We start from the raw sequence: 13,172 nt of genomic DNA on the forward strand, positions 1-13,172 counted from the left end.
TGTTAGTTCACGAGTGATCGGTATAATGCCGCATAGCGGCGTGCCGGCTGTGTCCAGGATACATCGAGCGCCATGGCGTTGCGCTGCATCCGCCGCCAGGCCGGCTTGTCCGCAAAGAGCGCGGCGGTGCGGCGCAGCCCCAGGGCCAGCGCGTCGGCGGCGACCGGCGCGAACTGAACGCCGGTCGCGACGCCGGCGGTGAGACCGACCTCGTTCGCGTCGATCACCGTGTCGGCCAATCCGCCCACCCGCGCGACGACCGGGATCGCGCCATAGCGTTGCGCGGAAAGTTGCGTGAGCCCGCATGGCTCGAAGCGCGACGGCACCAGAATCGCATCGGCACCGCTCTGGATCAGATGGGCGAGCGCTTCCTCGAAGCCGATCGTCGCGGCAACCCGGCCCGGCCGCATCACCACCGCCGCGCGCAGCGCGCGTTCGATGGATGGATCGCCAGCACCCAGCACCACGAGTTGCGCCCCCAACGCGTCGATAACCGGAAGAGTTTCGATCACGAGGTCGATGCCTTTTTGCGATGCCAGCCGGCTGACCAGGCCGAACAGCAACACTGCCTTGTCCTGATCGAGTCCCATGCGCGCCTGCAACGCTTGTTTGTTGGCGGCGCGTCCGGCGAGGGTGCGGGATGTGAATTGTACCGCGAGCGCGGCATCGGTGGCGGGATTCCACACCGCGGTATCCAGACCGTTCAGGATTCCGTGCATCGCGGACGCGCGCGCGCGGATCAGCCCATCCAACCCCATGCCGCCTTCGGGGGTTGCGATTTCCGCCGCATAGCTCGGCGAGACCGTGGTGATCGCATCGGCGAGTTGCATTCCGGCCTTGAGGAATCCGATCGCGCCGTAATGCTCGACCCCGTCGATGGTGAAGGCGCGCGCGGGCAGGCCGAGTGTGCCGAGCAGATAAGCCGGAAATTGCCCCTGATAGGCGAGGTTGTGAACCGTCATCACCGTGGGCGGCGCCGGACGCTCGCCGAACCGCAGATAGGCGGGCAGCAATCCCGCCTGCCAGTCATGCGCATGGACAACGTCCGGGGCGAAACCGGCGACAGTACCTTGCGCGATCATCGCCGCCGCCCGGCAGAGGGCCGCGAAACGCTGCGCGTTATCGGGCCAGTCCATCCCGTCCGGGCCGAGATAGGGATTGCCCGGCCGGGCGAACAGATGCGGCGCATCGAGCACGAAGAGCGGCAAACCCTGCGATTCCGCCGAGATGATGCGTGCATCGCCGCCGAACAGAGCGGGGATGTCGAGTGCGGGCTGGGTTTTCGTCAGCCCGGCCAGCACCGAGGGATAGCCGGGGATCAGTGCGCGCATCGCGATTCCCTCGGGCGCCAGCGCCGCCGGCAGCGCGCCCATCACGTCGGCCAGTCCGCCGGTCTTGACCAGCGGGTAGAGTTCCGACCCGACCGAAAGAACCTTCATGCTTCAGGTGTTTTCCAGCCGGCTGATCATCGTCTGGGTGATCAGGCACACGCCTTTTTCGGTGCGGCGGAATCGCCGCGCATCGTCTTCCGGATCCTCGCCCACCACCATGCCTTCGGGAATCCGCACGCCGCGATCGATCACCACATTGGTCAGCCGCGCGTGCCGGCCGATATCGGCATCCGGCAGGATCACCGCTGCCGTGATCTGCGAAAACGAGTTCACCCGCACGCCGGTAAACAACAGCGAGCGCCGGAGCGCCGCGCCCGAAACCACGCAGCCGCCGCACACCAGCGATGAAACCGCGAGGCCGCGCCTGCCTTCTTCGTCATGGATGAATTTCGCCGGCGGCGTGCCTTCGGTATAGGTCCAGATCGGCCAGCCCCGGTCGTAGATATCGAGGGCCGGGATGAAATCGGTGAGGTCGATATTCGCCTCCCAATAGGCATCGATCGTGCCGACATCGCGCCAATACGGTTCGGCCTCCTTGCTCGATCGCACGCAGGATCGCGAGAAATGATGAGCGAAGGCGCGGCCGTGACGCACCAGATGCGGGATGATGTCGCGGCCGAAATCATGCTGGGAAGCGGTGCTCGCGGCATCGCGCCGCAATTCCTCGATCAGGAATTTGGTGTCGAACACATAGATCCCCATGCTCGCAAGGGCGAGATCAGGACGGCCGGGCATCGGCGGTGGATTGGCCGGCTTTTCCAGAAATCCGATGATTCGGTCGTTCTCGTCGATATGCATCACGCCGAAACCGCTCGCTTCCGCCAGCGGTACTTCGACGCAGGCGATTGTCACATCAGCTTTCTGCGCGACATGCTGCTGCAGCAGCACTTCGTAATCCATTTTATAGATATGATCGCCGGCGAGGATGATGATGTATTGCGGGCCGGTGCTCTCGATGATCTCGATGTTCTGATATACCGCGTCGGCGGTGCCGAGATACCATTTTTCTTCCGATACGCGCTGGCTCGCCGGCAATATGTCGAAACTCTCGTTGCGCTCGCGGCGAAAGAAGGTCCAGCCGAGCTGCAAATGCCGGATCAGGCTGTGGGCCTTGTATTGCGTCGCGACGCCGATATGACGGATGCCGGAATTCAGCGCGTTGGACAGGGCGAAATCGATGATCCGCCACTTGCCGCCGAAATGCACCGCCGGCTTCGCCCGCTTGTCGGTCAGATCGTACAATCGCGAACCGCGGCCGCCCGCCAGCACATAGGCCATCGCGTTGCGCGAGAGCGGCTTGGTCAATCCGTTTTCTCTGGCCATTTTTCGTTCGCTCCCCTGATTGCGCGGCGTAGGAACTTCAGAACCGCCACACTAGTGTCCCGATTCGGAAGTTCGTTTGTGCTGGCCGAGGTGTCTTACGAACTTCCGAATCGAGCAGGACACTAGTAAGCATTTGATTTTAGTGTGGTTTATGGTTCTGAAATTCCCAAAATCGCTGCCACAAGCATATTAGGAATTTCAGAACCGCCACACTAGCGCATCATGTGGTCTCCAGGCTGGTCGTGCGCCAGATGTCGCGGGCATAGTCGGCGATCGCGCGATCCGACGAAAAATATGCCATGCCGGCGGTATTGTTGATCGACATGCGCCACCAGGCCTCCTGATCGAGCCAGAGCCGATCGACCGCGCGTTGCGCCTGCGCATATGAATCGAAATCGGCGGTCACCAGAAAACGATCTTCGCCGCGCAGTTCCCGCGCGATCGGATGGAACCGCGCCGCGTCGCCCGGCGAAAATACACCGGACTCGATCGCGTCAATCACCTCGCCGAGCGCGGGCGATGCCGCGATCGCCTCCGCCGGCCGCCAGCCTTCGGCCTTGCGCGCCGCGACCTCCTCGGCGGTGAGACCGAAGATGAACATGTTGTCGGCGCCGACATGGTCGCGGATCTCGACATTGGCGCCATCGAGCGTGCCGATGATCGGCGCGCCGTTCAGTGCGAATTTCATGTTGCCGGTGCCGGAGGCTTCCATCCCGGCGGTCGAAATCTGTTCCGAGAGATCAGCGGCGGGAATGATCATTTCGGCGAGGCTGACATTGAAATTCGGCAGGAACACGACCTTCAGCAGCCCGCGCACCGTGGGGTCGCTGTTGATCGCGCGCGCCACGTCGTTGATCAGCTTGATGATCAGCTTGGCCTGATGATAGCTCGCCGCCGCCTTGCCCGCGAAGATTTTCACCCTCGGCACAAAATGCGCGGTCGGCCGCGCGCGGATCGCATCGTAGAGCGCGATGGTTTCCAGGATGTTCAGCAACTGCCGCTTGTATTCGTGAATGCGCTTGATGTGGACATCGAACAGCGCGTCCGGGTCGAGCTTCACCCGCAGATGGTCGCGCACCCAGCGGGCGAGCCGCACTTTGTTGTCGCGCCGACAGGCGGCGAACCGGCCGCGAAACCCGGCATCCTGTGCGAGATCGCGCAAGCCCGCGAGTTCGGCGGGATCGTCGCAGACCTGCTCGCCGAGGGCCTCGACCAGCAAGCGCATCAGACCGGGATTCGCCTCGAACAACCAGCGCCGGAAGGTGATCCCGTTGGTGACGTTGGCGATGCGGTCGGGAAACATTCCGTGCAGCTCGCGAAAGACCGTGCCGCGCATCAGCTCGGTGTGCAGGGCCGAAACGCCGTTGACCCGATGCGAGCCGATGAAGGCGAGCGTGCCCATGCGCACGCGCCTGCCGTGGCTTTCATCGATCAGCGACAGCGTGGCGAGGCTGCCGTCGGTAACGTCTTCCCGTGCCCGCGCGCGCTCAAGATGCTCTGCATTGAGCAGATAGATGATCTGCATATGGCGCGGCAGCAGCCGCTCCATCAGCGGCACCGGCCAAGCTTCCAAAGCCTCGGGAAGCAGTGTGTGGTTGGTGTAGGAAAACGTGCCCTGGGCGATCTCCCACGCCTCGTCCCACAGCAATCCATGCACATCGACCAGCAATCGGATCAGTTCGGGAATCGCGATCGAGGGGTGAGTGTCGTTGAGCTGGATCGCGACTTTCTCAGGCAGGATGCGCAAATCGCCGTAATGGCGCAAATGCCGGCGCAGCATGTCCTGCAATGTCGCGGAAGCGAAGAAATATTCCTGGCGCAACCGCAGCTCCTGGCCGGCCGGCGTTGCGTCCGACGGGTAGAGCACGCGCGAGATCGATTGGGCCCGCACATCCTGCGCCAAGGCGCCGACATAATCGCCCAGATTGAACGTATCGAGCTGCAGCGGATCGACCGCTCGGGCCGACCACAGCCGCAGCGAATTCACGTGCCGGCCGCGCCAGCCCACCACCGGCGTGTCATAGGCAACCGCGCGCACCACTTCGCCTGGATGCCAGACATGGCTGATCTCGCCTTCATCGTCGCGCACCGCCTCGACACGGCCGCCGAATGCGATGTCATAGGCGATTTCCGGGCGTTCGAATTCCCAGGGGTTGCCGACCGAGAGCCAATCCTCGGGAAATTCGTGCTGCCGCCCCTCATGGATCGCCTGACGAAATAACCCGTTATCGTAACGAATTCCATAGCCATAGCCGGGAATCGCGAGCGTGGCCATGCTCTCCATGAAGCAAGCGGCAAGCCGGCCGAGCCCGCCATTGCCCAGCGCCGCATCGGGCTCCGTCTCGCGCACGCGATCGAGATCGACGCCGAGATCGGCGAGGGCGGCACGGGTGATGTCGACCATGCCGAGATTGGTCAGCGTGTCGAACAGCAGCCGGCCGATCAGGAATTCGAGGGAAAGATAATAGACCCGCTTATGGCCGCGCTCGTAAATCGCATTGGTGCTCGCGATCCAGCGCTCCACCACCCGATCGCGCAGCGCGAAGGCAAGAGCGACGAACCAGTCGCGTTCGCTCGCGGTGAAAACATTCTTGCCGACACCGTAGATCAGCTTGGCGACGATGGCGTCGCGCCAATCCTGCGCCGAGCGGATCGGCGGCAGCGGCGGCGGAACGGCGGCCAGGGGTTTCGTGTCGCGACGAGTCTGGTCCGGCCGGTCCTGTGTCGGTGTATCGTTCATCAGGGCAGCCTTTTCATTCTTGGCGGTCAGACTGACATGAAACCCGGCTTCGCTGCAACGCAACTTTACGCCGCGCAATTCAGCATCCAGCGCGGCCGGCACGGTGCGGCAAGCGGATCGGACGGCGAACCGGCGCGCATCCGCTCGATCGCCGCCCATGCGACCATCACCGCGTTATCGGTGCAAAGCCGCAGCGGCGGTGCGATCAGGCTGCGCCCGTCGCGGGCCGCGACATCGGCCAGAGCCGAGCGGATCGCGCCATTGGCCGCGACTCCGCCGGCGACAACCACCGCCGTGCAGCCGGGCATCATCGCGAGCGCGCGACCCAGCCGGTCGGCCATCGCCTCGACCACCGCGCGCTGGAACGATGCAGCGAGATCGGCGGCGAAGGATCGCGAAAGCGCCCCCGGCGGCGTGGCGGCGACGCGCTGCGCCACCGCCGTCTTCAGCCCCGAGAACGAGAAATCGCAGCCCAGCCGGCCGAGCATCGGGCGCGGCAGGGCGAATCGCGCGGCATCGCCCTCGGCGGCGAGACGTTCCAGTGCCGGTCCGCCCGGATAGGGCAGGCCGAGCAGCTTGGCGACCTTGTCGAAGGCTTCGCCCGCCGCGTCGTCCAGAGTGGTGCCGAGCCGGCAATATCGTCCAACCCCCTCCACCGCGATCAGGGCGGTATGGCCACCGGAGACCAGCAGCAGCAAATAGGGGAATTCCGGCACCGATACGTCGAGACCGGACAGCCGCGCGGTCAGCGCATGGGCTTCCAGATGGTTGATCGCGAAAAACGGCGCGCCGGTGGCGATCGCCATGCCCTTGGCAAAATTCGCCCCCACGATCAGGCCGCCGATCAGCCCCGGTCCGGCGGTCGCCGCGATCGCCGCGAGATTTCCGGCGCTCACTCCCGCTTCGCGCAAGGCCGCGCCCACCATCGCCGGCAGAATGTCGAGATGGGCGCGCGCCGCGATTTCCGGCACCACGCCGCCGAACGGCGCGTGATCGGCGATCTGGCTGGCCAGTTTTTCGGCGCGGATCGCCCCGCTCCCGTCGAGCACCGCGCAGGCGGTCTCGTCGCAGGAGGTCTCGATGCCGAGAATCAGCGCGGCGGCGCCGGGCGCGCCAGGGATCGCGGCTTTTCTTTCCATGACGATGCTTTTAAGCATCGCCGATGGACCAGGAAAGGACGCCGGCGCCGAAAGTGGCGCCGCATAGCGGGAAGCTGCCATTGCGGGTGGGCACGCGGGGCTCGCCGCTCGCCCGGCGCCAGACCGAGCTGTTCCTCGCCGAGCTGCGCGCGGTCTGCCCGGCGCTCGGCTATGCGCCGGAGGCTTTTGCCCCCGAGATCATCAGCACCACCGGCGACCGGGTGCAGGACCGGAGGCTGGCCGAGATCGGCGGCAAGGGGTTGTTCGCCAAGGAAATCCACGAGGCGCTGCTGGCACGACGGATCGATTTCGCGGTCCATAGCCTCAAGGATCTGGAAACCACACTGCCCGAGGGCATCATCCTCGCCTGCACCATGAAGCGCGAGGATGCGCGCGACGCGCTGATTCTCGCGATCCGGCACGATATCGTCGATCGCGCCGATCGCGGGGCAGCCGACATCTGGGCTGCCCTGCCGGCGCGGGCGCGCATCGGCACCTCCTCGGTCCGCCGGCAGGCGCAATTGCTGCATGCGCGGCCCGATCTGCGGATCAGCCTGCTGCGCGGCAATGTCCGCACCAGGCTCGACGCCACGCGCAACGGCACGCTGGACGGTACGCTGCTCGCCCTTGCCGGGCTGCGGCGACTCGGCTTCGAGCATGAGATCGCCGCGGCGCTCGACCCCGAGGCCATGGTGCCCTCGGCCGGCCAGGGTATCGTCGGCATCACCGTGCGCGCGGAAGATCACGCCCTCGGCGACCTGCTCGCGGCGATCGAAGACCCCGAAGCGAAGGCGGTGTCGACCGCCGAGCGCGCACTGCTTGCGGCGCTCGACGGCTCCTGCCGCACCCCGATCGGCGGCCATGCGCGGCTGCTGCCCGATGGCACGCTGCATCTGACCGGCCTGACCGCCCGCGCCGACGGCAGTTTCCTGCTCAAGCGCAGCGAGATCGCGCCGGTTTCCGACGCGGCACGGCTGGGCACCGAGCTTGGTGCCTCGCTGCGGCGCGACAGCCCCGCCGATATCTTTCTTGACTGAAGCCCCCCTCACCGTCCTGATCACCAGGCCGGAGCCGGGCGGCTCGGCAACCGCCGCCGCCCTGCGTGCGCGCGGCCATGTGCCGGTGCTGGCTCCCTGCCTCGACATCGAGACGCTGCCCGCGGCACTGCCGGCTTCCTGCGATGCGATCGTGGTGGCGAGTGCTCAGGCGCTGCCCGGCCTGCCGCGTGAGCTGCACCATCTGCCCCTGTTCGCGGTGGGCGACGCGACCGCCGCTCGCGCCATGGCGACGGGCTTCATTCAGGTGGCGAGCGCTTCAGGCACCGCCCGCGAGCTTGCTGCGCTGGTCGAAACCCGGATGCCGTCCGGCGCGGCGCTGCTGTTGCCCTGTGGTGCCGGTCAGAGCCGCGATCTCGCGGTCTCTTTGCGCGCATCCGGCTTCAGGGTGAGCCGCCGTGTGGTGTATCGCACCCGGCCGGCCGAAACCCTGCCGGAAGCCGCGATCGCCGCGTTGTCGGCGCGGGCGATCGACCGGGTGATGGTGTTTTCGCCGGCGACCGCGCGGCATTTCGCGGCACTCGTCGAGCGTGAAGGGCTTGAGGCCGCACTCCGGGACGCCGTCGGCATCGCGATCAGCCCCGCGGCGGCGGCGGCGCTCGCGCGCCTGCCGTTCCGCGCGGTGCGCGCGGCGGTTTCACCGGATCAGGATCACATGCTAGCGATATTATCATGAGCGAGCACGACACTTCGTCCCCCGAGCCGGCATTGCCGGAACGCCCCTCCGAGCCGGCCGCGACGGCGCGGAGCTCGTGGCGCACAACCTTTCTGGTCACCGCCGGCGTGATCGTCGCCGTGCTGCTCGCCGGCGGCGAAACGTTCCTGTTCCGCGCGCAATCGGGAATGCCAAACCAGACCCGCCGGATCGCCACGCTGGAGTCGCAGGTCAACGCGCTGCAATCCAAGGTGACGTCGTTTGATCGGCGGCTCGCCGAACTGGCCGCTCGCCCGCAACCCAAGGCGGCGCCGCCGAAAGCGATTGCCGAAAACCAGATTCCTGCCGCGCTCGACACCAGGCTCGCCGCCATGCAGGCGGGCCTTGCCGCGCTTTCAACCACGACCGTTGCCGATCATGCCGCCGTGGTGACCTTGCAGAGCAACGCCGCCAGCCTGCCGAAACTGGTGGCCAAGGCGCAAACGCTCGCGCGCATCGCCCAGGCGAGCCTTGCCCTGCAGAACGGCGACGCGCTCGGGCCGATCCCGAACGCGCCGGAAGCGCTTGTCCGCTATGCGAACGCGAAACCGCCGACTCTCGGGGCGCTGAAATCATCCTTCCCCGCCTATGCGCGCAAGGCCGTGCGGGCCGGCGGCAGCGTCGCGGCCGATGGCGGATTCTGGCAAAAACTGCGCTTCCGGGTCGAGAGCCTGGTCACCGTTCGCCACGGCGGCAAGGTTCTGGTCGGCAGCCGTGCGCAGGGCATTCTCGCGGCGGCGCAGCGCGATCTCGGCAATGACGATCTCGCCGCCGCGCTCGCCAGCTTGAAGACGCTGCCCCCGGGCGCGCAATCGGCGATGACGCCCTGGACCAGACAGGCGACGCATTTGCTCGCTGCGCGCGCGGCCCTGGCCGACATGGCGGATCATTCCTGATGCTCCGCGCCTTCCGCTTCGCGATCGTCGCGATCGTCCTGCTCGGCATTGCCTGGTATGTCGCCACGCTGCCCGGCCATGTCACGCTCGATTTCGGCGGCTACAGCGCCACCGCCTCGACACCGGTGGCGATTATTCTCCTGGTGGTCCTGGCCGGCATCGTCATGCTCATTCTGGCGATCATCCGCGCGCTGGTCCGCGCGCCGGGCCGGCTCGCCGCACGCCGTGCGCTGGCCTGGCGCAACGCCGCCGATTCCGCTTCGCTGCGGGCGCTTTCGGCGCTCGCGGCGGGGGATGTGCGGGCCGCCGGCAGCCATGCCCGAATCGCCCAGCGCCACGCGCCGGATGCGCCGCTCACTCTCTATGTGGCCGGCGAAACCGCACGGCGCGACGGCGACCATGCGATCGCGGACGCGCATTTCACCGCCCTCGCCCGCCACAAGGATGCGGGGTTCCTCGGCTGGCGCGGGCTGCTGCATCACCGGACCCAGAATCTGGCCGACGCCGCGACCCTGGCCGAAGCCGAAGCTCAGGCCCGCCAAGCCGCCGGCGCCTATCCCAACTCGGCCTGGCTGCGCGACCGGCGGGTTCAACTTGCGATGGGCCAGGGACGATTCGCCGAGGCGGCACGGCTCGCCACCGGCAAGCCGGAGCACGCCGCCCTCGCGATCATGGCGTCGCGCGACGCCGAAACCGCGCGCCTCGCGATCGACTGGGCGAAGGAGGCGGTGCGCGCCGCACCCGGCCTCGCGCCCGCTTATCTCGCGCTGTTCCAGTCCCATGAGCGCGCGGGCCATCCCTGGCGGGCGAAACGTGCCCTGCTGCGCGGCTGGAAAGCGGCGCCGCATCCCGATCTGGCAACCGCGTGGCTCGCCCGCATCACCGCGCCTTTGGAGCGCGCCCGCGCCGCGCATAAACTCGCCAGCGCCAATCCGGGCCACCCGGAAAGCGAGGCACTGCTCGCCCGCACCGCGAAAGCCGCCGGTCTCGAAGGCGAGGCGAAGCGTCACGAGATGCTGGCGGCGGACGCCGCGGGGATCGGCTGGGTCTGTGCCGCCTGCGAAACGCCGCACGAGGAATGGCAGGCGGCCTGCCGCAAATGCGGCATGATCGGCAGCCTCACCTGGGTCAAGGCTCAACCGGCCATCGGCGTCACGGCGCGGCTGCCGGCGCCGCCGCCTGGAGTGAACGGCGGCGCTGCCGCATAAAGCGGCGCTCGACCGCATGGTGCAACAAGGCCGCAAGGCCGATCGGCACCGCGAGCGCGAGCCCACCCCAGAGCAGGGCGAATTGCGCCGGATCGGCACCGCCGAACAGCAATGCCAGTGTGCGCTGCACCGGCTCGTTGGCCAGATAGAGCGGATAGGAAATCGCCCCCAGCCAGAGCAGAACCGGATGGCCAAGCACGCGCGCAAACGGGCGGATGAGCCGGTTTGCCGGAGCGCGCTGGGCAACGATGGCGAGTGCCCAGGTCAGCGGCGGCAGCGCCTTGCCGATCGCGCCCGAACCCGTGCTATGGCTGAGGCCGAGTCCCATGGCGACCGCCAGGACGACGAGGAACAGCCGCGTCCCGTCTGAACCGCGCCAGAGCCGCGCGGCGGCGATGCCGAGCGCGAAATAAGCCGCCTGATTGGGCAGGAAGGCCCGGCCGAATTGCCAAGATGGCGGTGCCAAGCCGGCATAGGCCCGCCCGGCAAGCGCCAAAGCGAGAAATATGACCGTCAGGCGGGCAAGACCGCGCCGATCGTTGCCGATACGGGTCATCAGCAGGGCGATGAGCGCGTAGAATTGCCATTCGGTCGAAAGGCTCCAGGCCGGGCCGAGCAGCGAAAATTCGGCATCGGGCAGCATCGCGCGGGGGAGTGCGCCCTGGATCAGGGCGAGATGGAGCGCGATATGCGCGGCGAGCGGGTGCGGCAGACCCACCTCCCAGATCTGGTGCGCCGCGTCGCCCGGATGCAGCCAGGGCAGCAAGGCGAAGGGCGATCCCGCGGTGAGAATCGGGATCGACGCCGCGAGCACCACGAGATAGATCGGCAAAAGCCGCCGCGCCCGCGCGGCGAAGAAGGGTGCCGTCCGCCCTTCGAACCGCGCCATGGATTGCACGATCACCAGACCCGAAAGCGCGAAGAACAGATCGACCGCCGCCATGCCGTGGCCGACCACTGCCTCGATGAATGGACCGACACCCGGCGGCCAGCGGATGAACGGAGCGGCATGACCGAGCATGACATAAACGGCGAGAACGCCGCGCAGCCCATCGAGCCGGGTCAGCCGCCCGATCGGCGCTTCGGGAAATGTGCCATGGCCACGTGCCGTCACGACACGCGGTTATCACAACTCCAGATTGTATTGAAGCTAAATCAGAGTCTGCGGCGGCCCATGACCGCGTGGTAGATCACCAGCACCACCACGGAGCCGATCACCGCGACGAACAGGCTGTAGAGGTTGAACCCGGTGATCGGCGCGGCGCCGAGCAGAGAAAAAATCTCCCCGCCCACCAGCGCGCCGACGATGCCCAGCACCATATCCAGCACTGGTCCCTTGCCGGCGTTATCGACGATCAGACTGGCGATCCAGCCCGCGATCAGTCCCAGCACGATGATGGCGAGCAACCCCATGACGCGAACTCCGCAATTGTGAACTTTTCCTAACCGATAATTTTGGCATCCCGGCGATGCGATGCAAGAATGTCAGCCGAGATCGCTCGAAACCGGCTGCAGCCGCCGCGCCTCGATTCCCTGCCAGACCAGCAGTACCGGCACGGCGATGATCAGATCCCGTGCCCGGCGCAGCAGCGAGACCGACAGCGCGATATCCGGCGGAATCCCGAACACCGAGCCGAGCAGCGTGTAGGCCGCCTCCTGCACGCCGATCCGGCCCGGCACGAAGAACCCTGCCGCCAGGATCGCATGCAGCAGCGCCTCGATCGCCAGCGCGTCGGTCAGGCTGATATCCGCACCAAGCGCATGAAACGCCACGTAGGAGGCAACCCCGGTGCCGAACCAGCAGACCAGATGGAGCGCCCCGGCGCCGAGCATCCGCGCGGGGCGCGCGTAGATCGCATCGAGCGCCGCCTGCAACCGTTCCATGCGGATCGAGGCGGACTCCGCCGACCGCCCGGCGATGCGCATGGCAAGGCCGCGAAACACCCGCGCGCCGCCCTTCTGGACGAACAGAAACCCCGCCGCGCCGAACATCGCGACCACGAGGCCAAGGGTGACCGGGACGAGTAATGTGCTCTTGGGCGCAAGGCCGACGAGCAGGACGAGACCCACCGCGATGAACACCAATTCGGCGAGGAATTCCACCGTCACGTCGGCAAGGGTCGAGGCGGCTGCGTCCGCGAAGGTGACGCCGCCGAGCGCGATGGCCCGGCCGCCCAGGATAAAGCCGCCGACATGGGAGAATGGCAGGAATTCGCCCGCCGCATCGCGAACCAGCCGCCCCCAGTAGAGCAGGGCGAAGCGCCCGCCGCGCCGATGCCGCAGCAGCAACCGCCACGCGCCGGCGAGGCCCGCCATGATGACCAGTTGCACGCCGAAATAGATCGCGAATCCGCCGATGCTCACCCGCTCCAGCGCGCGCATGATGCCGTCCCAGCCAAGCCACGCGATGGTGCCGGTGAACAGGGCAAGGCCGAGCAGCGCGAAGGCCGCCGGCCAGACGCCGAGGCGGCGCATCAACGCCCGTGCCTGCTCTCCATATTCGGATCGCCCCCCGCGCGATGCCTTTCGTATCAAATCGTCTCTCCGTGTAACGGCGCATCCCTTACCAAATCCCCGCGCGGTCCGATACGGGCGATTTTGCAGCGTCGCGGATTTGCCATTAGTGTCCTGCTCGATTCGGAAGTTCGTAAGACACCTCGGCCAGCACAAACGAACTTCCGAATCGAGCAGGACACTAGTAAGCATTTGATTCTAGTGTGGTTTAT

11 protein-coding genes are annotated in these 13,172 nt (G+C 66.8%); 4 read left to right on the forward strand and 7 right to left on the reverse strand.

All coding sequences use genetic code 11. The annotated features are described in order from the left end of the window. Nucleotides 1-2 precede the first annotated feature (2 nt). From glgA to tsaD, 4 genes are all read right to left on the reverse strand, one after another. The gene (gene glgA, locus AiwAL_RS02100; protein ID WP_235702618.1) at nt 3-1,439 is read right to left on the reverse strand and encodes a glycogen synthase GlgA; all 1,437 of its coding nucleotides are present in this window, start codon (nt 1,437-1,439) and stop codon (nt 3-5) included. A 3-nt stretch (nt 1,440-1,442) separates the two neighbouring features. Next, nucleotides 1,443-2,714 carry a glucose-1-phosphate adenylyltransferase gene (gene glgC, locus AiwAL_RS02105; protein WP_262312011.1) on the reverse strand — a complete coding sequence of 424 codons (1,272 nt, stop codon included), beginning with the start codon at nt 2,712-2,714 and terminating at the stop codon, nt 1,443-1,445. A gap of 220 nt (nt 2,715-2,934) precedes the next feature. Next, the gene (locus AiwAL_RS02110; RefSeq protein WP_407932504.1) at nt 2,935-5,454 is read right to left on the reverse strand and encodes a glycogen/starch/alpha-glucan phosphorylase; all 2,520 of its coding nucleotides are present in this window, start codon (nt 5,452-5,454) and stop codon (nt 2,935-2,937) included. Between the two features lie 65 nt (nt 5,455-5,519). After that, complete coding sequence (gene tsaD, locus AiwAL_RS02115) at nt 5,520-6,593, reverse strand: tRNA (adenosine(37)-N6)-threonylcarbamoyltransferase complex transferase subunit TsaD (RefSeq protein ID WP_262312012.1); 1,074 nt, start codon at nt 6,591-6,593, stop codon at nt 5,520-5,522. Nucleotides 6,594-6,616: 23 nt separating this feature from the next. On the opposite strand from tsaD, the gene hemC reads away from it, so the two are divergent. From hemC to AiwAL_RS02135, 4 genes are read left to right on the forward strand one after another with little or no spacing between them, the layout of a single operon-like run. Then, the gene (gene hemC, locus AiwAL_RS02120) at nt 6,617-7,630 is read left to right on the forward strand and encodes a hydroxymethylbilane synthase (protein ID WP_235702622.1); all 1,014 of its coding nucleotides are present in this window, start codon (nt 6,617-6,619) and stop codon (nt 7,628-7,630) included. Next, nucleotides 7,623-8,324: a uroporphyrinogen-III synthase gene (locus tag AiwAL_RS02125; protein ID WP_235702623.1), complete on the forward strand. Its 702-nt coding sequence runs from the start codon at nt 7,623-7,625 to the stop codon at nt 8,322-8,324. Before hemC ends, AiwAL_RS02125 begins: the two co-directional genes overlap by 8 nt. Next, on the forward strand, nt 8,321-9,238 hold the full coding sequence (locus AiwAL_RS02130) for a COG4223 family protein (protein ID WP_262312013.1): 918 nt from the start codon (nt 8,321-8,323) through the stop codon (nt 9,236-9,238). Before AiwAL_RS02125 ends, AiwAL_RS02130 begins: the two co-directional genes overlap by 4 nt. Continuing rightward, a complete protein-coding gene (locus tag AiwAL_RS02135; protein ID WP_262312014.1) occupies nt 9,238-10,446 on the forward strand; it encodes a heme biosynthesis HemY N-terminal domain-containing protein in 1,209 nt (402 codons plus the stop codon). The genes AiwAL_RS02130 and AiwAL_RS02135 overlap by 1 nt, the downstream gene beginning before the upstream one ends. On the opposite strand, the gene AiwAL_RS02140 is transcribed toward AiwAL_RS02135, so the two are convergent. From AiwAL_RS02140 to AiwAL_RS02150, 3 genes are all read right to left on the reverse strand, one after another. Next, complete coding sequence (locus AiwAL_RS02140) at nt 10,391-11,560, reverse strand: acyltransferase (protein ID WP_262312015.1); 1,170 nt, start codon at nt 11,558-11,560, stop codon at nt 10,391-10,393. The genes AiwAL_RS02135 and AiwAL_RS02140 overlap by 56 nt on opposite strands. A 41-nt stretch (nt 11,561-11,601) precedes the next feature. Then, a complete protein-coding gene (locus AiwAL_RS02145; RefSeq protein ID WP_235702627.1) occupies nt 11,602-11,859 on the reverse strand; it encodes a GlsB/YeaQ/YmgE family stress response membrane protein in 258 nt (85 codons plus the stop codon). A 72-nt stretch (nt 11,860-11,931) separates the two neighbouring features. Beyond that, nucleotides 11,932-12,921: a flippase-like domain-containing protein gene (locus AiwAL_RS02150; RefSeq protein ID WP_235702628.1), complete on the reverse strand. Its 990-nt coding sequence runs from the start codon at nt 12,919-12,921 to the stop codon at nt 11,932-11,934. Nucleotides 12,922-13,172 lie beyond the last annotated feature (251 nt).

The sequence above is a fragment of the Acidiphilium sp. AL genome, from assembly GCF_025499445.1.
Lineage (GTDB): Bacteria > Pseudomonadota > Alphaproteobacteria > Acetobacterales > Acetobacteraceae > Acidiphilium > Acidiphilium iwatense.

Coding starts and splice junctions, on each gene's coding strand:
- hemC (WP_235702622.1), top strand. CDS start 6,617: ATGGACCAGGAAAGGACGCCGGCGCCGAAAGTGGCGCCGCATAGCGGG.
- AiwAL_RS02130 (WP_262312013.1), top strand. CDS start 8,321: ATGAGCGAGCACGACACTTCGTCCCCCGAGCCGGCATTGCCGGAACGC.
- AiwAL_RS02135 (WP_262312014.1), top strand. CDS start 9,238: ATGCTCCGCGCCTTCCGCTTCGCGATCGTCGCGATCGTCCTGCTCGGC.
- glgA (WP_235702618.1), bottom strand. CDS start 1,439: ATGAAGGTTCTTTCGGTCGGGTCGGAACTCTACCCGCTGGTCAAGACC.
- AiwAL_RS02145 (WP_235702627.1), bottom strand. CDS start 11,859: ATGGGGTTGCTCGCCATCATCGTGCTGGGACTGATCGCGGGCTGGATC.
- AiwAL_RS02110 (WP_407932504.1), bottom strand. CDS start 5,454: ATGAACGATACACCGACACAGGACCGGCCGGACCAGACTCGTCGCGAC.
- AiwAL_RS02150 (WP_235702628.1), bottom strand. CDS start 12,921: ATGCGCCGCCTCGGCGTCTGGCCGGCGGCCTTCGCGCTGCTCGGCCTT.
- glgC (WP_262312011.1), bottom strand. CDS start 2,714: ATGGCCAGAGAAAACGGATTGACCAAGCCGCTCTCGCGCAACGCGATG.
- tsaD (WP_262312012.1), bottom strand. CDS start 6,593: ATGGAAAGAAAAGCCGCGATCCCTGGCGCGCCCGGCGCCGCCGCGCTG.